Origin of the sequence: Sporolactobacillus kofuensis, from assembly GCF_024125425.1 — a bacterium.
Lineage (GTDB): Bacteria > Bacillota > Bacilli > Bacillales > Sporolactobacillaceae > Sporolactobacillus > Sporolactobacillus kofuensis.
Genome location: NZ_JAMXWN010000004.1, coordinates 1 through 21,068, shown reverse-complemented (window position 1 = coordinate 21,068; position 21,068 = coordinate 1). Strand labels below are relative to the sequence as shown.

The following is a 21,068-nucleotide window of genomic DNA, read 5'->3' as shown; positions in this document are numbered from 1 at the left end:
AGATAAGTGAAAAAGGAGTTTTCTGATATGAAGAAAATCGTAGCCCTTGTCTCCAGCTTCATTCTTCTTTTTGCTTTTCAATCAGGAGTTGAAGCGAAGAGTGCGGTTCCGAATAAACTGCCTGAATTTGTTGTGGATATATCGAAGGAGAATACGTACCCGAATCCAACACATGATGCCTCAGAACTCGTCCCCAGTCGTGAGACAAAAGCTTTGCTTAAGACCGCAAATGTTGCTATTGAAAATCCAGTGTTGATTAAATTATTAAATGAGTCGGTCATCCATCCGTCCAAATGGTCGATCGGCTATTCTGCACGTATTTATTTAGGCGAATGGCCGCTCAATTATGTATCCAAAGAAACGTCTGTGAATTGGGAGTACAAGAAGATTAATGATAACGCGGTAGATGCACGGGGCAGCAAAAATGGTCAGCAACTTGATTATATTCAGAAAGCACAGGCGAAAGTCAACGGAGGATTAACTTCGGAGGTTCCGAAAATGGAGGAAGCCAGTCAATTAATCATGGCAAAAACATTGGTTAAAACACACTTGCCAATTTCATTTTCAACCATTATCGGTGCCGGTACAAAAATTGACCGACCTTATCAGGTGCAATCGAAACAAATCGGTCACTTGTATGGTTTTGTTCCTGCGGTGAATGAACGTGGCAAAATAACTTATGGCGAAGTCTTCCTTGTGCTTCGGGGTGGAAAAGCAAACATTGAAGCGAAGAACATAATGCAGCAAGGTATAGGGGCCTGGATGCCCATTCAGGACCATGTCTCGCTTCGCTATATGGTGCGATGATGGCAGCAGTTTAATCAAAAACCCAGACGGTCCATGCCCACTGTGCTAAAGTAAAGAAAGAAGTAAATGCGGAGGTGCTGGACATGGGGAGAGCGACACATTCGAAATCTGATCAGGTGGTTTATTTGAAAAATCGATTCAAACTACTCACTCAGGTTGTGAACGCATTAGATGCCCAAACAGTCGATTGTGAAGATCTAGATAACATTTTGGCGATGATGGCGAACTTAGAAGTGAAAATTCAAAGGTTTCGTGATGACTGGTCGGACAAACGCACTGAAAAATAATAAACATAAATGCGAGAAAAACGGTCAACCTATATAGGAGAGGTGATCGTGTGAAAAAACTTGCACTTGTACTGCTCATCGCAACATGCGGACTGATCTTTCACCCATTTTCAAGTAGTGCGGAAGATTGGTATTTCAAACCCGCAAAAAATAATCAACCGGCGACGACAGAACCAGAATATGAGGCATTGCTGAAAAAATATGATGGCATCTATATTGGTGATTCCTCAAAAAAAGAACTCTTTCTAACCTTTGATAATGGTTATGAAGCAGGGTACACTGCAGGAATTCTTGATACGCTTAAGAAAGAACATGTCCCGGCTACTTTTTTCGTCACCGGACATTATATTTCAGATCAACCGAATATGGTAAAACGTATGGTTAAAGAAGGGCATCTTATTGGTAACCATTCTTGGGGACATCCCGATCTATCGAAAATCAGTGATGCACGATATAAGGAAGAACTTAAGAAGCTAAAAACCCGTTATACAAAACTAACCGGTGACCAACGAATGATTTATCTGCGGCCTCCAAGAGGAACGTTTAGTGAACGGTCGCTTAAGCTGGGCAAAGATGAAGGCTATATTAGCGTATTCTGGTCGGCGGCCTATAGGGATTGGATCCGGGATGATCAGCATGGGGCAGACTATGCGTACGAACATATTATGAACCGAATCCATCCTGGAGCTATCCTTTTGCTTCATACGGTTTCTCGGGATAATGCCCAAGCATTACCACGTGTGATCCATGATCTTAAGAAGCAGGGGTATCAATTCCGAAGCCTTGATGACTTGATGGCGGAGCGGATACTTCCTTCAGTGTTATGGTAATCTGAGAATTTAGCTGTGCGAAACTAAATAGCAACATCTTTGGAAACCTCATTCACAAGAATTTGGTTTTCTTCTTTTTTTGAAGTCTTGCATCCCTAAAAGTGAACGCCTTAATCCCTCAGGATGAAGGTATTAAAAAAAACTCGAAAAAAGTTACGAACAGAATCCACAGGTTTATCCACACACTTGACAAAAAAAGACAAAGTAATACAAGCTTTTCAACAGACTTATGCACACTATCCACAAAAAATAGAATAGTTGTAAACAAAATGATACACATTTTGAATCGTTATTCTTTAAGGATTTTCATGAGTTATCCACTTATCCACAGAGTTATTGACATTTTCAGTTTAGTTGACCTCATAAATTCAGAAAAATAAATGATTTTTTATTCCATAAATCATGCATCGCTGCCTGTTAGAAAGAGCGAATGGAGTTTCCCTCATTTTTCCAAACGAAGATAAAAGTTTATGATATGATATTGATAAAAGAGCTGGGGGCTGAATGCATGGCGCTGATCACCAGAATACGGACGAATGACAAAGAGCAGGGATTTTTCGATATCGAAATTTCTGAAGATGATGAAAAGATAACAACGCTGAGTGTCCATGAAGACATTCTGGTGCGTGAAGGTTTGCGAAAGGGCTTAGAATTATCCGTTCAACAAGTAGAGGTATTAAGGAATGAAGCCTCTGGAATTCGTGCCTACAATGCAGGCATACGTTACCTTTCATATAGAATGCATAGTGTATTCGAGTTGAGAGCATATCTTGAAAAGAAACAATTTGGTGCGGAACAAGTTCATTATGCGATTCAACGGCTTGAAGAAGAAAATCTTCTGAATGACAGTGAGTTCGCTGTTTCTTTTGTTCGTACGAGAATCCAAACATCTACAAAAGGACCGCAACTGATCTATAGAGAATTGATCCAAGCCGGTGTTGCTCAAGATCTCGCAGCGCAGGCAGATGAATTGTTTCCTCTGGATCAGCAGGTCGAACACGCAAGAAAATACTTGATCAAACAAACCTCGTCGGTAAAAAATAAAAAATCAAAAACCGAGGCACGACTTGTTCTTTCCAGATTGCTCATGCAAAGAGGCTATTCCAGAGAAATTAGCGAACAAGTCCTTAATGAAATGACTGATTTTCTGATAGAGAATGAAAAGAGTGCTTTGGTGCATCAGGCGGAAAAAGCGATGCAGAAATATAAGAAATACTCAGGCCGAGAATTTGCTTTAAAAGTAAAGAACTATCTTTATCGAAAAGGTTTTCCACTGGATGCGATTAATGCATTTATACGTGAACGGACCAGCAATGTGGAATAATATATGAAGTAAATGATTTACAAACTCGGTTTGGTCTGACCTTAGCCGGGCATGCAGAATGAGGTAAATGTGAAGCCTTCACACAACGCCTCCGGAATCAAGTGCTTGCGAGACCCTGCAGACTTTTGCCTGTACGAGGGAGGCTCACGGTGCGCCCGCGGATAGCGCGCAATCGAAGCATAATCAATGCAAAATAAGGACCGGACAAAAATCGTCCGGTCCTTATTTTCATTGCACGATCAAGAATGGGAACGAGCAATGACTAATTTCTTACGCAACTTCTGTTCACTGAATACCCAACCTGTAAATGAGCTTTGCACGGTAAGATTCTTATCAAGCCAGACCGTTGCGGTGAATGGGTAAGTGCCTTTCGAATAGTATCTTAAATCAGTGAATTGAATAATAAATTTCCCGTTACGTTCCTTAATTGCCCAATGATATATGGGTGAAAACGAAAGAAAAGCGCGTACGTTCTTGTCTTGAACAGCAGCTTGAATCTTTGGATTATCAAAGTCAATTGGTGTACGTTCAAATCGATCAATCAGGTGTAATTTGCATCCGTTTATTTTACCCACGTAGTAATAATCATGGCTTTCTGCTGCCACGTGGTAGTGTGACCAGCGCATGGTCGGTGAGAGATAGATCTTCGTAAGCCCGGGAATGCTCCGCTTCACACTTTTGATTGTTTGTCGATGATAGATGCCGCGCAGGACATAATAAACAGCAATGATCAAGTAGATCAGACTAAAAGTGATCCCTGGATGGCCAATGGTTTGCCAAATACCAAAGCCGATTAAATGCATACTGAAAATAAAGGGATCAAATATATTAATCGTGCCCAAAGCTACCCATTTTTCGGTGAACGGGCGAACGGCTTGAGTACCGTAAGCATTGAAAATGTCCACAAATACATGAATAGAGACGGCTAGGAATGTCCAAAGTAGTTCGTGACCATAGCTAGCACTCGGCATCAGTGCCATAATAATTGCCGTTAGCAAGAACGGCCAAAGCATCGTTGCCGGGAGTGAGTGCGTCATACCCCGGTGATTGCGGATGTAGGTCGCGTTATCTTTTAATTTAAGAACCGTGTCAATATCAGGAATCACAGAACCTGCAACAACGCCGATTGTTACTGCTTGATACGCCAGCGGATTTTGAACGATGGCGGGATCAAGTGTCGCTAAACCAGCCAAACCAAATCCCATAACAATATGAGTCGCTGTATCCATTGAAAACCTGTGTCCTCCCTTGATTGTTAAACTGCTTTTCGAAACCAGTTTATCTGCTTTCATTGTCACACAAAATCAAGGATAATGAAAGGGATATTTCTGGCAATGTATAGAGAGAAATGAGTGAGTGAAAGGTTGAAGCTTATGGATTTACAAACAATACAGTCGTTTAATCATGATCTGCTCGATTGGTTCCACCAGGAAGGGCGGAAGTTACCATGGAGAGAGACGTCTAATCCTTATTATATTTGGATCTCTGAAGTGATGCTTCAGCAAACACAAGTGAACACAGTTATTCCTTATTATGAACGATTTATCAAGCAGTTTCCAACACCCTCAGCACTTGCTTCAGCTTCGGAGCAGGAAGTGCTTAAATGCTGGGAAGGTCTTGGCTATTATTCGCGCGCCCGTCATCTTCAGGAGGGTGTCCGCGAGGTCGTTGAAAAATACGACAGCACGCTTCCTGAGCGCAAAAAGGATTTGTTGTCAATTACCGGAATCGGCCCATACACTGCAGCCGCACTCCTTAGTATTGCCTTTAACGAACCAGAGCCCGCAATCGATGGCAACTTAATGCGCGTGCTGTCCCGTGTTTTTCTTATTGATGATGATATTTCAAAGCAAAAGACGAGAAAAAAATTTGAAGCCCTAGCGAGTAATTTGATCATTGAAACAGTTCCCTCAGCATTTAACCAGGCGCTTATGGATCTCGGTGCAATGATCTGTAGGCCGAAGACAACAGAATGTACGGAATGTCCGATTCAAAATTACTGTCTTGCCTACAAAGAAGGTGTGCAGCTTGAATATCCTGTTAAGACTGGAAAAGCCAAACTACGCACACTGAATTATGCTGTGCTTCTCATTACAGATGAACACGGACGCTATCTAATCGAACAACGACCGGAGCAAGGGTTGCTTGCCGGGATGTGGCAATTTCCTATGGTAGCTTTGGATGAGTATGCAGAACAGAGTCAAAGAGAACAGTTCATTCAATCACGAGTTGGTAAAATTGACTTTCGCCAGCAGTCCTTTACTTATACGCATCGATTCTCACATTTGATCTGGCAGCTTTCACTGTTTAAAGGGCAGATTCAGGAAGATAGACGGTTGAAAGAAAGAGAGAAATGGATGTCTTTAAATGATATGCAGCATTATCCATTTCCGGTTTCTCATCAAAAGGTAATCGAATGGGTGAAAAAAAATCGACAGGAACATACATAATTTTTCTTGCTTTTGGCTAGATTATGTTGGTGGAGGTGATACTCAATGGCTAAGAATATGAATATGAATGCGGGCACTGATGTACAACACGTGAAAAAACAAAATGCCCAGTCCAAAAACGGACAATTCAGCAATGAATTTGCTAGCGAAACCAACGCACAAGAAGTTCGTCAGCAAAACCAAAAGTCGCAGCAAAATAAGCAGTAATCACCTTTGCACGAAAAAAACGCTCTGTCCAGGTTATGGACAGGGCGTTTTCTATTTAAGTGAAAATGGTCTAGGTTTGTTAGAACTGCTCACATCAAAAAAATAAAAAAATCTGCGCTTTTCTGACAAAATGGTATAATATCCAATTATAGGGAGGTGAAAAAGCTAATGAGCGAAGCTATTTTAAAGGTAGATGGATTGAAAACCTCTTTTTTTACAGATGATGGAGAGGTTCCAGCAGTGGATGGCATCAATTTTTCTGTAAATGAAGGAGAAATTCTCGGCATTGTCGGTGAATCCGGCTGTGGGAAAAGTGTGACCTCTCTTTCGATTATGGGACTATTGCCTTCCCCTCCTGGAAAAATCGTAGGCGGGCATATTTATTACAAAGGTGAAGACATCAGCCATGCAAAAGAGTCGAGAATGAGAAAGTTGCGTGGAAATGACATTGCGATGATTTTCCAGGAACCGATGACCTCGCTCAATCCGGTTTTTACAATTGGTGATCAATTAATAGAAGCCATTCGTTTACATAATCATCTTTCAAAGCAGGCGTTAACTGATCGAGCAGTTGAACTGTTAAAATTAGTCGGTTTGCCTCGAGCAAAAGAACTTCTTAATGAATATCCGCATGAACTCTCAGGAGGGATGCGGCAACGCGTGATGATTGCCATGGCAATGTCCTGTAATCCAAAGGTCTTGATTGCGGATGAACCGACAACGGCCCTAGATGTAACCATTCAGGCACAAATTCTGGACTTGATGGTAAAACTGAACAAAGAGACGAACACCGCTATTATTATGATTACTCATGATTTAGGTGTGGTTGCACAAATGTGTAACCGAGTTGTTGTCATGTATGCGGGAAAAGTCGTTGAGGAAGGTGATGTTAAGGATATTTTTAACCATCCGAAACATCCCTACACAGAAGGGTTGATTCAATCAATTCCTGATTTGTACGGAAAGAAAGACAAGCTGTATACCATCAAAGGAAGCGTTCCAAAGCCGGGATCCATTCGTCAAGGCTGCCTGTTCGCACCTCGATGCGAATTTGTTATGGATAAATGTAAAGAGAATACGCCCGAGTTATTGGGCGATTCTCACAAATCACGCTGTTTTCTGCATCAGGAACAGGCGTAGAAAGGAGTTACTTCCATGAGTGAACCGCTATTACAAGTTGAAAATCTCAAAAAATATTACCCTATTAAAAGTGGTGGTTTTGGAAAAGTTTCCGAGACTGTTCGGGCGGTAGATGGTGTTAGCTTTTCCGTCCAAGAAGGAGAAACACTCGGTATTGTCGGCGAATCCGGCTGTGGGAAATCGACAACTGGTCGCATGATTATGCGCTTAATTGAACCAACAGAAGGGAAAATTGTCTTTAATGGCAAGAATCTCATGGATCTTTCCAAAGGTGAGATGCGAAAAGCGAGGAAAGACATTCAAATGATCTTTCAGGATCCTTTTGCATCTCTGAATCCTCGTCACACAGTAGGACATATCATTGAAGAGCCGATGATTGTTCACAAGATGGGGGATCGTAAGCAGCGTCAGAAGCGGGTAGAAGAACTACTGGAACTTGTCGGATTGAGCGCATATCATGCCGGACGTTATCCGCATCAATTTAGTGGTGGACAGCGACAAAGAATTGGCATCGCTAGAGCCCTAGCCGTTCGCCCAAAAGTGATTATCGCCGACGAACCAGTTTCAGCTCTGGATGTTTCGGTCCAATCTCAAGTTTTGAACCTTTTGAAAGATTTGCAGAAACAGTTCAATCTTACTTATATTTTCATTGCTCATGATCTAAGTGTTGTGCGGCATATCAGTGACCGTGTAGGCGTTATGTATCTAGGAAAGATTGTGGAACTCTCCGAAAGCGAGAATCTCTATAACCATCCGAATCATCCATATACAAAGGCATTGCTATCCGCAGTACCCGTTCCTGATCCGGAAGTGAAAACACAACGCATTATCCTTCAAGGTGATGTACCGAGCCCTGCACACCCACCGGCTGGTTGCACGTTCCATGACCGTTGTCCGGTTGCGATGGACATTTGCTCGAAAGAACGACCGCATTTAAAGAAATTGGATGACGGCAGAATGGTTTCTTGCCATCTTTTTCATTAAAATAATTTATCGCCTTTGGCATGCAAAAGGCATTGGCGATGCCTGAGTTACCATCACACGAACTGCTGTGTGTCACAAGAGAGGTGAACGTATTCATGTTGTATTATTCAGTAAAAAGGTTGCTTATGCTTATCCCTGTTCTCCTTGGCATGACGTTGATCGTATTTGGAATTATTCATGCGATACCAGGTAATCCTGCTTTGACCATCCTTGGAACAAAAGCAACCCCTGAAGCTATACACAGCCTAAACAAATCGTTAGGGTTAGATAATCCTTGGTATGTTCAATACTTTTCCTATTTAAAGGATATATTGAGTGGAAATTTAGGTACATCGATTCAAACCAATTCTCCAATTTCCAGTGAAATATGGCCACATTTGGCGGCAACCATCGAACTTTCATTCGTTGCGATGATCATCGCCGTATTTGTTGGGATTAACGCAGGTATTATTAGTGCATGGAAACAGAATTCTTTTTTGGATTATACGGCTATGATTCTTGCACTTATTGGTGTGTCCATGCCTGTATTCTGGCTCGGCCTTCTTGAACAATGGGGCTTTTCAATTAAGCTGCAATGGCTACCTTCGATTGGTCGAGATGATATAAGGAATAGTGTTAATCCGATTACCAACCTTTATTTGATCGATACCCTGTTGCAAGGTCGTTTTGATCAATTCTGGATGGTCATCCGGCATTTAATTCTCCCGGCGATCGCTCTCGCTACGATTCCAACAGCAATTATCGCGAGAATGACACGTTCCAGTATGCTTGAAGTACTGAAGTCCGATTATATTCGAACAGCGAAAGCGAAAGGGCAGCGCATGATATGGATTGTCTACAAGTATGCCTTGAAAAATGCTTTTATACCGATTCTGACTGTTATTGGTCTTCAAACCGGATTACTTCTAGGCGGTGCAATATTGACTGAAACCATCTTTGGTTGGCCCGGTGTTGGGTTATACATTTACAATGCGATTCAATATCGTGATTATCCGGTCATTCAATCAGGAATTCTCGTCATTGCTTTCATTTTTGTTATGGTCAATTTCATTGTTGATCTGCTGTATGGACTGTTTGATCCTCGAATTAAGTACCGTTAAAAACACATAGGAAAGAAGGGGTGAAGGATGTCACAAGCAACTCAGGCCAAACCTGAGCAATACATTGTGAAAGACAAAAGCCCGATGATCATGGCGATCAACGATTTTTGGAAGGCATTTAGAAAAAATAAGCCTGCCATAGCGGGAAGCATTATTGTGGCTTTCTTCGTTCTTCTGGCAATCTTTGCGAACTTCATAACTCCGCAAGGTATTAATGACCAGAATATTGGAATAAGGCTCCAACCCCCGTCGGCTGCTCATTGGTTTGGTACCGACGATTTTGGTCGCGATATCTTCAGCAGAATCATATTTGGCGCACGCCTTTCACTGCGTGTTGGATTTTTGGCAGTAATCGGATCAATCATCGTTGGCACCTTTCTCGGTGTGATTGCCGGTTACTTCGGCAAATTTCTGGATGTACTGATCTCACGTGCATTTGATATCTTGCTCGCCTTCCCGAGTATCTTGCTCTCGATCGCGATTGTTGCGATTCTCGGACCATCATTGAACAATGCACTCGTTGCGATCGCCATCGTTAATGTGCCTGTGTTCGGCCGTCTGGTTCGATCAAGAGTACTCACGGTTAAAGAAGAGGAATATGTCGTGGCCGCGCGTTCAATCGGTATGGGGGATATGCGCATTATTTTTCATCACGTCCTACCCAATAGTTTTGCTCCGATTATTGTTCAAGGGACTCTAAATATTGCGACAGCAATTCTTGATGCCGCAGGACTGGGTTTTCTTGGTATGGGTGCACAGGCACCGCTTCCAGAGTGGGGCAAGATGCTCTCTGACTCTAGGGAATATATTCAGAATGCCCCATGGACTGTATTGTTTCCCGGACTAGCTATTGTACTCGTTGTCGTTGGGTTTAATCTCATCGGTGATGGCCTTCGTGATGCACTGGATCCACGGATGAAAAATTAATAAATCTAGTATTCTTAATTTTCTCGTTAGTCAGTTGTCTGTGTGGAAAATAAGAGGTACAATGGTAAAGATTTACTAGACAGACATAAGAATGTAAGGGGGATATTTATGAAGAAGAAGTATTTGAGCTTGACGCTCGCCCTTGTTATTGCACTTGCAATGGCACTTACGGGTTGCGGCAATAGTTCGTCAAGCAAATCCGACGATAGCAGCAAGACGCTTGTTTTCGGCCGTGGCGCTGATACAACATCTCTTGACCCAGCTGTGGTTACAGATGGTGAATCATTCCGAGTGACACAGAATATTTTTGACACTTTGGTAGCTTACGACTATAAGAATCAAACTACGGAGGTAAAACCAAGCCTCGCAACGAGCTGGAAAATCAGCAGCGACGGAAAAACATATACCTTCAATCTTCGTAAAGGCGTGAAATTCTCTGATGGTACTGCATTTAACGCAGATGCTGTTGTCTACAACTTTGAACGTTGGATGAATGGCAAGAAATCAGGAAAATTCGCATACTTCCCTTCAATGTTCGGCGGTTATAAAGGTGACGCCAGTCTCGTAATTAAGAGTGTTACCGCACCGAACGCTAACACAGTAGTGTTCACACTGAAAAGATCTTCCGCACCATTCTTGAAGAACTTGGCAATGTCACCTTTCGCCATTTCAAGTCCGACAGCAATTAAGAAATACGGCGACAAATACGGTGCTAATTCCGGAGTCGGTACTGGCCCATTTGTATTTAAGAACTGGAAAAAGAACAATACGATTACATTGGTTAAAAACAAACATTACTGGAAAAAAGGATTGCCAAAACTTGACTCCATTGTCTTTAAAGTCATTCCGGACAACAGTTCTCGTCTGAATGCACTGAAAAACGGCGAAATTGATATTATGGATGGTCTGAACCCAAGTGATATCAATGGCTTGAAGAGCGACAAAGATCTTCATGTCTACTATCGTCCACCGATGAACGTTGCTTACCTTGGCTTTAATGTAACAATGAAGCCTTTTGACAATAAAAAAGTTCGTCAGGCATTGAACATGGCTGTTGATAAAGAAGCGATCAATAAGGCTTTCTACAACGGACAGGCACAACCAGCAACGAACCCAATGCCACCAGTGCTTCTTGGCTTTGATAAGAGCATCAAAGATTACCCATTTGATCTGAAAGCTGCGAAGAAATTGCTTGCTGAAGCAGGTTATCCACATGGATTCACGACGACACTGTATACGATGTCGAACCCACGTGACTATATGCCACAGCCAGCAAAGACAGCTGAAGCACTTCAAGCTAACTTTGCAAAGATCGGTGTTAAAGTAAAAATTGAAAACGTTGAATGGTCTTCATACATTACTAAGCTGCAAAAGGGCGGCGCTCCAATGTATCTCATGGGTTGGATTGGCGATAACGGAGATCCGGACAACTTCCTTTACACATTACTTGATAAAGATAGTGCCGGTTCAAACAACCTTTCCTTCTATAAGAGTGAACCGCTTCATAAAGTGCTGATCGCTGCTCAAACGGAAACAAATGATGCAAAACGTGTTGCACTCTATGAAAAAGCTCAGAAGATTATTCATGAAGACGCTCCTTGGGTTCCACTCGAATATGCGAAAGCCGCACTCGTTGGCAAGAGCACAATTTCCGGTTTTGCACCAAGCCCTACCGGTAGTGAACCTCTCGAAGACGTAACGATTAAATAATTTCCTTAAACAAGAAAGCCCCCCGTCATCCTCTATGCAGGATGACGGGGGGCTTTGCTTTTTCAATGCAAGATATCTTTTGCTCCAATTCATTGGCAAAGATTATGCTGAAATGCATAGATAACCGCTTGAGTGCGATCTTGTACTTCCAATTTGCTCAGGATGTTGCTCACATGCACTTTAACTGTTTTCAAAGCAATAAAAAGGTCATCAGCGATTTCTTGGTTGCTTTTTCCTCGGGCCATGAGCAGGAGAACCTCCATTTCACGATTTGTGAGTTCATCATGCAGTGGCCTGTTCTGTCTCGTCTTCATACGAGCCATCACTTTTTCCGTAACTTCAGGTTCAAGAACAGATTGTCCATGATCAGTTGATCGGATCGCTTTTGCAATATCGCTTGCTTTGGATGTCTTAAGAAGGTAACTGGTTGCTCCGGCTTCGATTGCAGGATACACCTTGTCATCATCAAGAAAACTTGTCACAATAATGATTTTCACTTCTGGCCATTTTTCAACAATACGCTTTGTTGCTTCGATACCGTCCATTTCCTCCATCACGAGATCCATCAGGACAATGTCTGGTCGCAGGTGCAGCACCAAATCTATGGCGTCACGACCATTATCCGCCTCACCGACAACGTTGATGTCGGGTTGGGCAGATAGGTAAGCCGAAACACCGATGCGTACCATCTCATGATCGTCAACAAGAACAACATTAATCAAAGCGTTCCTCTCCTTTTATTATCGGCACTTTAACTTCTAGCTGCGTTCCTTGATTTGGTACACTCACTAGTTTCATTTGCGCACCAATTTGAGTACTACGTTCTTTTATATTCTGAAGCCCATAAGCACCGGGTTTCGACGCTTTTACTTGGAAACCGATTCCGTCATCCGTGATACGAAGAATGACAAAGGATTCACGTTTAACGAGGAGAACGTCCAGATTTTGTGCTTTTGCATGACGCAAAGTGTTCGAAACCGATTCTTGTAAAATACGAAAGAGTTGATCCTCAATCCCGCGATCAAGTTTCACAGATTCGATGGTCGCATGGATAGTCATGGGCACTTTTTGTTTTAATTCGAGCAGCAATTCTTCCATTCCTTGCTTTAATGCTTTGCCGTGAAGTTGAACAGGTCGAAGATGGAGAAACAGAGCTCGCATTTCAAGCTGGGATTGATGAATGGTTTGTTCAACGAGCTTAAGTTGCCGGCTTTCTGAATCATCAGATCCGTGGCGCAGTTCATTGATTGTCGACATGAGCATCGAAGCGGCAAACAGTTGTTGGCTGACCGAATCATGCAGTTCTCGAGCAAGCCGATTTCTTTCTTCAGATACGATCTTCTGAATCGCTTTTTCCTCAATTGCGGAAGTAGTGTTTGCCGTTTGTTGGGCGAGTTGAGTCAGTTTCGTCATTTGAGTACTTAATTTGTTTGTGTGCTCGAAAATCGTTTTTAATTCAGCTGAATGACCCATAGACTGATTTGCATCAATGGGTTTGCCTTGTTCCACTCTTTCGAGAGCATCGTCTAAAAGAATCATTTGCTGACGCCAGTGTAGCCCGGTGATCAATCCAGCCAGAGCACCAATGAATAAGGCAAGAATAGGGACGATAAAAACAAAGGGAAGATGGCCAATCTGTTGTTTCCAAAGCATGTTCCAGTCGCTTAGTGGAAATGTGAAAAAGAAGACCGTTGAAAAGAGTAAAAGGCAAGTCAGTGCGAAACCGATGCCGATCATTACAGAGCGCTTGATCGCGGTCATATGCGTCGCACCTCCAGACCGCCTGCTAAAGAAGAGATCATGATTTTCACTTTCTGGTCGGCCTCAGCATAACGACTTGTCTGTAGTGCCCTTACTTCATGAACCAATTGATGTTCATGATGATCAAAGAAGTCCAGTTGTCCGAGAACAACTGAATAATGTAAGCATACGTCGACATCATAGGGTACGAGAATTTTGATTCTGCCGGCAAGATGTCTAATGAAGATAATCGATTCCCTTTTTGGAAGAATCGTGTGGCTTAAATCAATAATCGTATCTCCGGCACCTGTCTGAATCGTAATATCGCGCCATTCATAATCTTCATGAGGCGTTTCTTGGTGGCCAAACCATTTATTTTTTAAGAGAGTAGGGAGTATGTTGATCTGCTCATCACCAGGTGCGGAAGGATGCTCAAAATCCGGAACGATTTGTCTCGGATGCTTTTTTCTCTGAATAAAATCAATGAGGAAGCAGATAAATAAGGCAATAATGATGAGTTTAAAAACAAGTAGATTGAGAATGGTGAAACCAAGGCCAATCAAACCGATCCAGAACAGGATTTTCCCTTTTTTTTTCGGTTTATTCTTTCGACCGTAATAGAGCAAGGCACTAAATAAAACAGCTGGGAAGAGAAAGCCCCAACCGTCAAACGTGGTTTGAATCACAACGAGGAGAAGGCAGACAATAATAAGCCAGCTGTATTGATCTTTTTTTAGTTGCTGAAACAATGGTCGTCATCTGCCTTTCTCGCTGTGGTTTTACCTTCAAATAGAGTAGAAAAGGCGTGGAACACGCCTTTTCTCATTTTAGCACCCTTACAGGGGACAGGCTAGCTGCTCCTCATGTTTGAGTGAAGAACAGCGGATTACCGAGTTCTGTAGCGTAGAATCACTTCATTATTGTGCGTTACTCTTTTCCAATTCACGTTCGAGCTCTCGGATTCGTGCATCAATAGCATTTTGATGATGACGTGTATTGACTTTTTGTTCCAGTTGTTCAAGGTAGAGTTCGCTTTCCTCGAATCTGGAAAAGGATTGGCCAAATGCGCGTTCCGGCTCAATGATTGTGTTGATCCGATGGTTAGCATTTGCGATATTTTCACGGCTCATCAGTTCCATACGCTTGAGGTACATATCCTTTAATTTTCGTTTCATTTCTGCGTATTTTTGCTCCAGTTGATCAAGTTGTTGTACGGTGGTATCATAGGCACTTTTCAATCGTTCGGCTTTTTGTTTGTAATCGGCTTGTTCTCGCGTAGCAAAAGCATAGAGCTCTGTTTCCGATGCGCGCTCGGCGATGTTCGCTTGATGCGCTCTTTTGTCCGCCATGTCGGATGCTTCATGGTATTCCTTAATAAATTGATCTTTCAGTAGATATTGACGGTCAATCAGTTCGCGAACCCGTTTCACTTCTTTCTCACAGCGACGCAAATGTTGATTAAGCATAGCTATGGGATTCTTTTGCTCTTTTTGATCAAGCAGGTCGTTAAGATCTGCCGAGATTGAGTCTTTTAGTCGGGTGAATAGATTACTCATTTGTATAATCTCCTTTTTCAAATGCTTTTTATAAAAATTTGAGTGTCAGACAACTTTTCATAAGCTGCTTAAGCGTAAATGCGCAACCATATTGAGACAGAAGTGGGCTGCCACTTTTGGGACATTCTCATTGTTTCCTAGTGCATTCATGAACGAAATTCTTTCCATTCTTTCTCAAAATGATCGAATGGGTTATTGGATTCAACGTAATCTGTCTTGTTATCCCAAGCTTTATAAGCAAAGGAGAGGCCGGCAAGTGCGACAATGCCGACGATGGCAGGAACGTTACCAAGGGAAAAGATCAAGGCAATAGTTCCGATGATCGCCCACAACAGTTTTCCTGCGGTGGAATCTGCGTGATTGAATTTCTTAAAAGCAAAGTAGAGAACAGCAAGGCTGACGATCAATCCGATCATTGGGCCAACGTGAGTGAGCAGGACGATTAAACTGACGATTCCAAGTAGAAACAGTGCAAATTTTTTCATTAGATTTCATCCCCCTTTCCGTGACTTAATCATACAAAAGACGTGATTTCTCCATAATGAGCGAGAGCTGTATCTTCGGGTACGTCTTTAGTCTTAGAAAGGGAACTCTGCTTGGGCATCGCTGTGAAGTCGTGCAGATATAAAAAGAACACCTGTGTCCAGATCGACACAGGTGTTCTTTAATTATGAAATAGGATTCACTTTCTTATGAAAGGATTGATAACTCTCAACAAGTAAATCAAGATGTTCAACATGCTGGCTATAATCGATAATCGTCGATATAAGTGGTAATACATCGAGCCAATCATCCGTGTTATTCTCTGCAAAGAAAGAGAAGAACGTATCCGCAATTTCCGATCGATGCTTGTAGTCTTTCTTCGCCTGCTCTTCATGACGTTTCCGTCTTATCTTGCCATCGAATTTGAGCAAAACTCGTTCATGGAACGTCATTAATCCACTGAGCTGGAGACGCAGTGTTTCGCGGAAAGCGTCGGGAAGCAGTCGATAGGTATTCTCATTTCGATCGAGTTCGTTCAGTGCTTGATGTAGGAGACGAGTCGCGGTAATCATTTCACGAAAAATGACTGTGCGTCTCAACTTTGCGAGTCGTGACTTTCTACTGAAAATACGCTCTTCCTTATACCAATGATAATAATTTTCGATTTTCAACTTATTACGATCAAAAGCGTCCATTTCACTCTTGATCTTGGTATTATCCGAAGCGCCACCACTAAGCAAACGTATCCACTTAAACAGCTGGGTAGTCTGAGCTAGAATCTGTTCATAGAGTGTTTTCTCATAATGCGGCGGGAAGATCAACAAGTTCACTAAGGTTGCAGACACTACGCCAATACAGATCATCGAAAATCTGCGAACGCCTTCTAAGAGAAATTGCACGTTGCCCTGCATGCCGCTGGACATGATGAAGATGACGGTTACCATCGTTAGTGTCAAGGTCCGATGGAGTCCAAATTTGAGATGAAGCGCAATGACAAAGACAACCGCAAGACCGACAACAATTGGCGTGTCGCCAAAGATGATGACAACGCCCACAGCGATGAGCGCACCAATAAAGTTCCCAATGATGTTCTGAACCATGGCACGGAGCGAGCGTTGAACCGAAGGGCGGGTGGTCATTGCTGCTGCAACACCGGCCATTATGGGTGGTGTCATCCCCAAAGCAATTGACGTCATTAAAGCAATGGTTACGGCTACTCCGGTCTTAAGACTGCGTGCACCAAGATGCATGACCATCAACCTCCTTTGATCGTTAACGAAAAAGAGAGCGGCTCAAGCCGCTCTCTTAATTAAGTACACTCATGATTTTGCGAGCTGAGCAAATGCATAATCAACGGCTTCAAGAGTTTCGTCAATATCCTTCTCCGTATGCTCGGTTGTCAGGAACCACGCTTCATACTTCGAAGGGGCAAGATTTACGCCTTTTTCTAACATATATTTGAAGAAGCGGCCAAACATTTCACTATCGGTTGCTTTCGCTTCATCATAGTTTGTAACTTCATGATCTGAGAAATACAACGTCATGGAACCACCAATACGATTGATAGCAATCGGAAGATGATAGTGCTCATTTACTGCATAGATCCCCTCTTCCAGTTTCTTACCTAAGCGATCCATCTCTTCGTAAATGCCTGGTGTTTGGAGTACTTCAAGACAAGCAATACCACTTGCCATAGAGAGCGGGTTACCAGCCATTGTTCCTGCCTGATAGGCAGGGCCAAGAGGTGCAACTTCATCTATAATTTCTTTTCTTCCGCCGTAAGCACCGATGGGTAGTCCACCACCAATGATCTTACCCATCGCTGTAAGGTCAGGTGTAACACCGAGATAGTTTTGTGCACCGCCGTACATGAAACGGAAGTTCGTGATGACTTCATCAAAGATGACAACTGCGCCGGCTTTATGCGCAATGTCATTAATTGCTTCGAGAAAACCTGGTTTCGGCATAACCATACCAAAGTTTCCGACAATCGGTTCAACGAGAACGCCGGCAATATCCTGACCCCATTTATCAAAGGCTTGTTTCAATGTCTCAACATTGTTAAACGGTACAGTAATGACCTCTTTGGCTGTGCTTTCGGTAACACCTGCAGAATCCGGTGAACCAAGCGTCGATGGGCCTGAACCTGCTGCGACTAGAACAAGATCAAAATGGCCATGATAACTGCCGGCAAATTTCAAGATTTTCGTTCGGCCAGTGTAAGCGCGGGCAACGCGAACAGTAGACATTACCGATTCAGTTCCTGAATTTGTGAAACGAACTTTATCTAAGGACGGAATTGCCTTTTTCAACATGATGGCAAGCTTTGATTCCAGTGCTGTCGGTGTTCCATAAAGCACACCAAGTTCAGCTTGCTTCTTAATCGCTTCGGTAATGTGCGGATGAGCGAATCCTGTAATGATTGGGCCATAAGCTGCAAGATAGTCAATGTATCGGTTACCATCTTCATCCCAGAAGTATGCGCCTTTTCCTTTTTTCATAAAGACTGGTGCGCCACCGCCGACGGCAGCGAAAGAACGTGACGGACTGTTAACACCGCCAACGATATTTTCCAGTGCTTCTTTGTAAAGTGATTCAGAAGTATGTATATCCATGTGCCTAACCTCTCCTTAAACCATTGGGTTCATTTATTACCATTAATAAGTATCTATTAACGATTAAGAAATAACAAGTAAATCTACTCTCAGTGAAGAATTAATCGAACATGCGATGATTCATGAGAAAAACAAAGTGTTCGAGTACGCGTGCGGTGAGTCCCCAAATTGTTCGGCCCTCATAATCATAAAAGGGTTCGGTGATTTGTAGGTCGCGAAATGCATAGTTCTTCCCGGAAACAATTCGATCATAGGGAAAATCATCGGATTCGTTCACAGAGAAGGTGAGCATATGTTTTTCAGGAATTTGCTTCATCAGCCAAGGAAGCGGAATGGTAAAGATCTCTTGAACTTCATCCGGATTTGGGCGAATCAGTTCCGGTTGATCAAGGACGCCCACAAAAGGATAGATAAAAAGTTCAGAGGTGGTAATGCATGTTCCCATTTGCCCAATCATCGTGATGTGTTCCTTTGTGATGCCAAGTTCTTCGCACGTTTCTCTAATCGCGGTTTCGCGCACTGAACCATCTCTTTTTTCGCTCCGTCCACCTGGAAAACAAATATCTCCAGGTTGCCTCTTTAATTGAGCGGCACGAACTTCCAATAAGATTGACCATGTATCCTCTTGAAGGATCAGAGGAATAAAAACTGCAGACTTTTTCGCAGTTTCTTCACCAATAATCGCTTCGTCATTTTCAATGCGTCTTGCAATGCTCTTGATATCCATAAAATCACCCACGCTAACAGTTTCCATATCTATTTTATCATTAATAGCACTCTTGCGCTCACTGCACTAATGTGTGTAAGTGTTAATATTAGCTTGATTGTGGCTCCGGGAACGGTTCGCGGCAGCGTCTCGTACCACGCCCTACTAAACCTTCCATGAAAATACAACATTTGTTGATAAACAATCCGTTATATCTTTCAGCACATTATTCCTCTAAGAAACAGTTTACACATTGGATGTGTTTCTGAGCGTTCCGCTTAACGTTTTTTTAACGATTGATATATTATTATAGAAGGAACGCACTGAACGAACACCTTTTGGGAAAGTTATCAGTGAGTGGTAACGGATGAAATGCATGTTATTTTAAAATGAAAGGAATTAGGAAAATGTTAGAAGCAGGAAACGAAGCACCAAATTTTGAATTGAAGGCAACAGAGGGGAACACCGTAAAACTTGAAGACTTTAGGGGCAAGAATGTTGTTCTCTATTTCTATCCAAGAGATATGACACCGGGATGCACAACGGAGGCTTGCGATTTTCGCGATCAGAACCAACTTTTTGAACAATTGAATACGGTAGTGTTGGGGATTAGCCCAGATACTGTAGAGAAACATCAGAAATTTACTGAGAAACACACATTGCCTTTTACGCTTCTTTCCGATCCGGATCATGCGGTTGCAGAGCAATACGGGAGTTGGCAGATGAAGAATAACTTCGGGAAAAAGGCAATGGGCATTGTGCGTTCTACATTTATTATCAATAAAGAAGGAGTTATTGATAAAGTTTGGCCAAAAGTAAAGGTTGCCGGCCATGTTGACGAAGTCTATGCCTATGTAAAAGAACATCTAGCGTAAAGCATAAGCGGTAATAACAAGTAGAGGTTGTTCTCACAATAGCTCGTTAAATGAAAAAATCGGGAGCCGCGGCTCTCGATTTTTTCATCTATACTTGTTGCCGACAATAATGATTCGTCATGCATTTATTTTGGTAAAGAGCGACAAACTAGATGATGAGGACATCCTATAAGAATCGGCAAGTAGAAGTGCTGAGCATTGACAGGATAAGCTTTAACAATGTACACTGAAAATGTAATTATAACGATTTTAATCTGATAATTGATTTTGATTATTAATATTGTTGAAAGCGAGGTGCATGGCGATGAGCGAAAAAACTTTAAAAGTAGATCATGCTATTGAAATGTTAAAGAGCTCCGGGGTACGTATTACACCGCAGCGTCATGCGATTCTTGAATACTTAGTAATTTCCGATTCACATCCTACTGCAGATGAAATCTATAAAGCCCTTGAACACAAGTTTCCAAATATGAGTGTTGCAACGGTTTATAATAACTTGCGTGTTTTCAAAAAGACAGGATTAGTTAAAGAATTAACCTACGGTGATGCATCCAGCCGTTTCGATTTTTCTACAAAACGTCACTATCATATTATTTGCAGTAAGTGTGGGAAGATTGTTGATTTCTTTTATCCTGGCCTTGATGAAGTAGAGGATTTAGCTGCCCAAGTCACAGGATTTAAGGTCGACCATCATCGCCTTGAAGTATATGGTCTCTGCCCCGAATGTCAGGAAAAAGAAAGCAAAGAGGACACAATGGGACTGGGGCATGAAACATCTGTTGGATGATGAATTTCAAATAGTAAATAGATCGGCATCGCGTGAACAACGCGGTGTTTTTTGTTGTCTAGAAAGTATTAAATAATCGATTTGTGGATTATGCGTGAAACAAATAAAACGTGCGAAACCACCTATAGAGCGCGCGAAACCGCATGTTCCCGCGCAAAACTCATCGGAAAGCTGCAGAACCATGCTATTTCCAACGCGCATCCGTTACTTTTTTCCCTACTCTAAAGAAAAATTCTGATGAATAGTTATACTTCTATATTGTATAAAAAAAGGTATTGACGATTTCATTGATCCATGTTAAATTAGTTGACGTTGTCTTTTACAAGATTTTGCATGATTAGCACGAATCGTGTCAGAAAGATTCGATTCTCATTTATTTTATAGTTGACAAAGTTCAGCTGTACATGTTAAAATCTTTCTTGTCATTTTAATACTTCGATTGTTGATGCGTCGTTAATCTAACAAACTGTTTCTTTCTTCTTTAAAAAAAGATGTTGACATTTGATTGGTTAAGATGTTATAATAATCGAGTTGCTGTTT

At 42.2% G+C, this 21,068-nt stretch carries 22 protein-coding genes; 13 read left to right on the top strand and 9 right to left on the bottom strand.

The genetic code is table 11. The annotated features are described in order from the left end of the window. The first annotated feature begins 27 nt into the window (after nucleotides 1-27). The 4 genes from NIE32_RS04190 to NIE32_RS04175 all read left to right on the top strand — a co-directional run bounded on the left by NIE32_RS04190 (nucleotide 28) and on the right by NIE32_RS04175 (nucleotide 3,248). Nucleotides 28-807, top strand: a complete 780-nt coding sequence (locus NIE32_RS04190; protein ID WP_253053342.1) for a YfkD family protein — start codon at nucleotides 28-30, stop codon at nucleotides 805-807. 83 nt (nucleotides 808-890) lie between these two features. Beyond that, nucleotides 891-1,094 (top strand): SE1561 family protein, encoded by a 204-nt coding sequence (locus tag NIE32_RS04185; protein ID WP_253053340.1) that lies wholly within the window; start codon nucleotides 891-893, stop codon nucleotides 1,092-1,094. A gap of 50 nt (nucleotides 1,095-1,144) precedes the next feature. After that, complete coding sequence (gene pdaA, locus NIE32_RS04180) at nucleotides 1,145-1,924, top strand: delta-lactam-biosynthetic de-N-acetylase (protein WP_253053338.1); 780 nt, start codon at nucleotides 1,145-1,147, stop codon at nucleotides 1,922-1,924. Between the two features lie 508 nt (nucleotides 1,925-2,432). Next, a complete protein-coding gene (locus NIE32_RS04175) occupies nucleotides 2,433-3,248 on the top strand; it encodes a RecX family transcriptional regulator (protein ID WP_253053336.1) in 816 nt (271 codons plus the stop codon). 239 nt (nucleotides 3,249-3,487) lie between these two features. Here NIE32_RS04175 and NIE32_RS04170 read toward each other — a convergent pair whose 3' ends face one another. Continuing rightward, nucleotides 3,488-4,477, bottom strand: coding sequence for a metal-dependent hydrolase (locus tag NIE32_RS04170; protein ID WP_253053334.1), 990 nt, complete (start codon nucleotides 4,475-4,477; stop codon nucleotides 3,488-3,490). 144 nt (nucleotides 4,478-4,621) lie between these two features. On the opposite strand from NIE32_RS04170, the gene mutY reads away from it, so the two are divergent. The 7 genes from mutY (at nucleotide 4,622) to NIE32_RS04135 (ending at nucleotide 11,766) form a co-directional block, all read left to right on the top strand. Next, the gene (gene mutY / locus NIE32_RS04165) at nucleotides 4,622-5,698 is read left to right on the top strand and encodes an A/G-specific adenine glycosylase (protein WP_253053332.1); all 1,077 of its coding nucleotides are present in this window, start codon (nucleotides 4,622-4,624) and stop codon (nucleotides 5,696-5,698) included. A gap of 45 nt (nucleotides 5,699-5,743) precedes the next feature. Continuing rightward, entirely contained in the window at nucleotides 5,744-5,905 is a 162-nt protein-coding gene (locus NIE32_RS04160) for a gamma-type small acid-soluble spore protein (RefSeq protein WP_253053330.1), read from the top strand. A 168-nt stretch (nucleotides 5,906-6,073) separates the two neighbouring features. After that, a complete protein-coding gene (locus tag NIE32_RS04155; RefSeq protein WP_253053328.1) occupies nucleotides 6,074-7,045 on the top strand; it encodes an ABC transporter ATP-binding protein in 972 nt (323 codons plus the stop codon). Between the two features lie 15 nt (nucleotides 7,046-7,060). Continuing rightward, on the top strand, nucleotides 7,061-8,029 hold the full coding sequence (locus NIE32_RS04150; protein ID WP_253053326.1) for an ABC transporter ATP-binding protein: 969 nt from the start codon (nucleotides 7,061-7,063) through the stop codon (nucleotides 8,027-8,029). A gap of 95 nt (nucleotides 8,030-8,124) precedes the next feature. Continuing rightward, nucleotides 8,125-9,129, top strand: coding sequence for an ABC transporter permease (locus NIE32_RS04145; RefSeq protein WP_253053324.1), 1,005 nt, complete (start codon nucleotides 8,125-8,127; stop codon nucleotides 9,127-9,129). An 84-nt stretch (nucleotides 9,130-9,213) separates the two neighbouring features. Continuing rightward, a complete protein-coding gene (locus NIE32_RS04140) occupies nucleotides 9,214-10,056 on the top strand; it encodes an ABC transporter permease (protein ID WP_253053630.1) in 843 nt (280 codons plus the stop codon). A gap of 108 nt (nucleotides 10,057-10,164) precedes the next feature. Continuing rightward, nucleotides 10,165-11,766, top strand: a complete 1,602-nt coding sequence (locus NIE32_RS04135) for an ABC transporter substrate-binding protein (protein WP_253053322.1) — start codon at nucleotides 10,165-10,167, stop codon at nucleotides 11,764-11,766. A gap of 89 nt (nucleotides 11,767-11,855) precedes the next feature. Here NIE32_RS04135 and NIE32_RS04130 read toward each other — a convergent pair whose 3' ends face one another. The 8 genes from NIE32_RS04130 to NIE32_RS04095 form a co-directional block, all read right to left on the bottom strand. Beyond that, nucleotides 11,856-12,488 (bottom strand): response regulator, encoded by a 633-nt coding sequence (locus NIE32_RS04130; RefSeq protein WP_253053320.1) that lies wholly within the window; start codon nucleotides 12,486-12,488, stop codon nucleotides 11,856-11,858. Then, nucleotides 12,481-13,527: a sensor histidine kinase gene (locus tag NIE32_RS04125; protein ID WP_253053318.1), complete on the bottom strand. Its 1,047-nt coding sequence runs from the start codon at nucleotides 13,525-13,527 to the stop codon at nucleotides 12,481-12,483. The genes NIE32_RS04130 and NIE32_RS04125 overlap by 8 nt, the downstream gene beginning before the upstream one ends. After that, nucleotides 13,524-14,255, bottom strand: a complete 732-nt coding sequence (liaF, locus tag NIE32_RS04120) for a cell wall-active antibiotics response protein LiaF (protein ID WP_253053316.1) — start codon at nucleotides 14,253-14,255, stop codon at nucleotides 13,524-13,526. The genes NIE32_RS04125 and liaF overlap by 4 nt, the downstream gene beginning before the upstream one ends. Nucleotides 14,256-14,423: 168 nt before the next feature. Continuing rightward, nucleotides 14,424-15,062 (bottom strand): PspA/IM30 family protein, encoded by a 639-nt coding sequence (locus tag NIE32_RS04115; RefSeq protein ID WP_253053314.1) that lies wholly within the window; start codon nucleotides 15,060-15,062, stop codon nucleotides 14,424-14,426. Nucleotides 15,063-15,208: 146 nt separating this feature from the next. After that, nucleotides 15,209-15,547, bottom strand: a complete 339-nt coding sequence (locus NIE32_RS04110) for a lmo0954 family membrane protein (RefSeq protein ID WP_253053312.1) — start codon at nucleotides 15,545-15,547, stop codon at nucleotides 15,209-15,211. A gap of 183 nt (nucleotides 15,548-15,730) precedes the next feature. Then, the gene (locus NIE32_RS04105) at nucleotides 15,731-16,795 is read right to left on the bottom strand and encodes an FUSC family protein (RefSeq protein WP_253053310.1); all 1,065 of its coding nucleotides are present in this window, start codon (nucleotides 16,793-16,795) and stop codon (nucleotides 15,731-15,733) included. 69 nt (nucleotides 16,796-16,864) lie between these two features. Next, nucleotides 16,865-18,160, bottom strand: a complete 1,296-nt coding sequence (locus NIE32_RS04100) for a glutamate-1-semialdehyde 2,1-aminomutase (RefSeq protein ID WP_253053308.1) — start codon at nucleotides 18,158-18,160, stop codon at nucleotides 16,865-16,867. Between the two features lie 100 nt (nucleotides 18,161-18,260). Then, nucleotides 18,261-18,914: an NUDIX hydrolase gene (locus tag NIE32_RS04095; protein WP_253053306.1), complete on the bottom strand. Its 654-nt coding sequence runs from the start codon at nucleotides 18,912-18,914 to the stop codon at nucleotides 18,261-18,263. 359 nt (nucleotides 18,915-19,273) lie between these two features. On the opposite strand from NIE32_RS04095, the gene bcp reads away from it, so the two are divergent. Together bcp and perR are read left to right on the top strand one after the other, a co-directional pair. Beyond that, nucleotides 19,274-19,741: a thioredoxin-dependent thiol peroxidase gene (gene bcp, locus NIE32_RS04090; RefSeq protein WP_253053304.1), complete on the top strand. Its 468-nt coding sequence runs from the start codon at nucleotides 19,274-19,276 to the stop codon at nucleotides 19,739-19,741. Between the two features lie 298 nt (nucleotides 19,742-20,039). Continuing rightward, entirely contained in the window at nucleotides 20,040-20,528 is a 489-nt protein-coding gene (gene perR, locus NIE32_RS04085; RefSeq protein ID WP_290443440.1) for a peroxide-responsive transcriptional repressor PerR, read from the top strand. The last annotated feature ends 540 nt before the right edge of the window (nucleotides 20,529-21,068 follow it).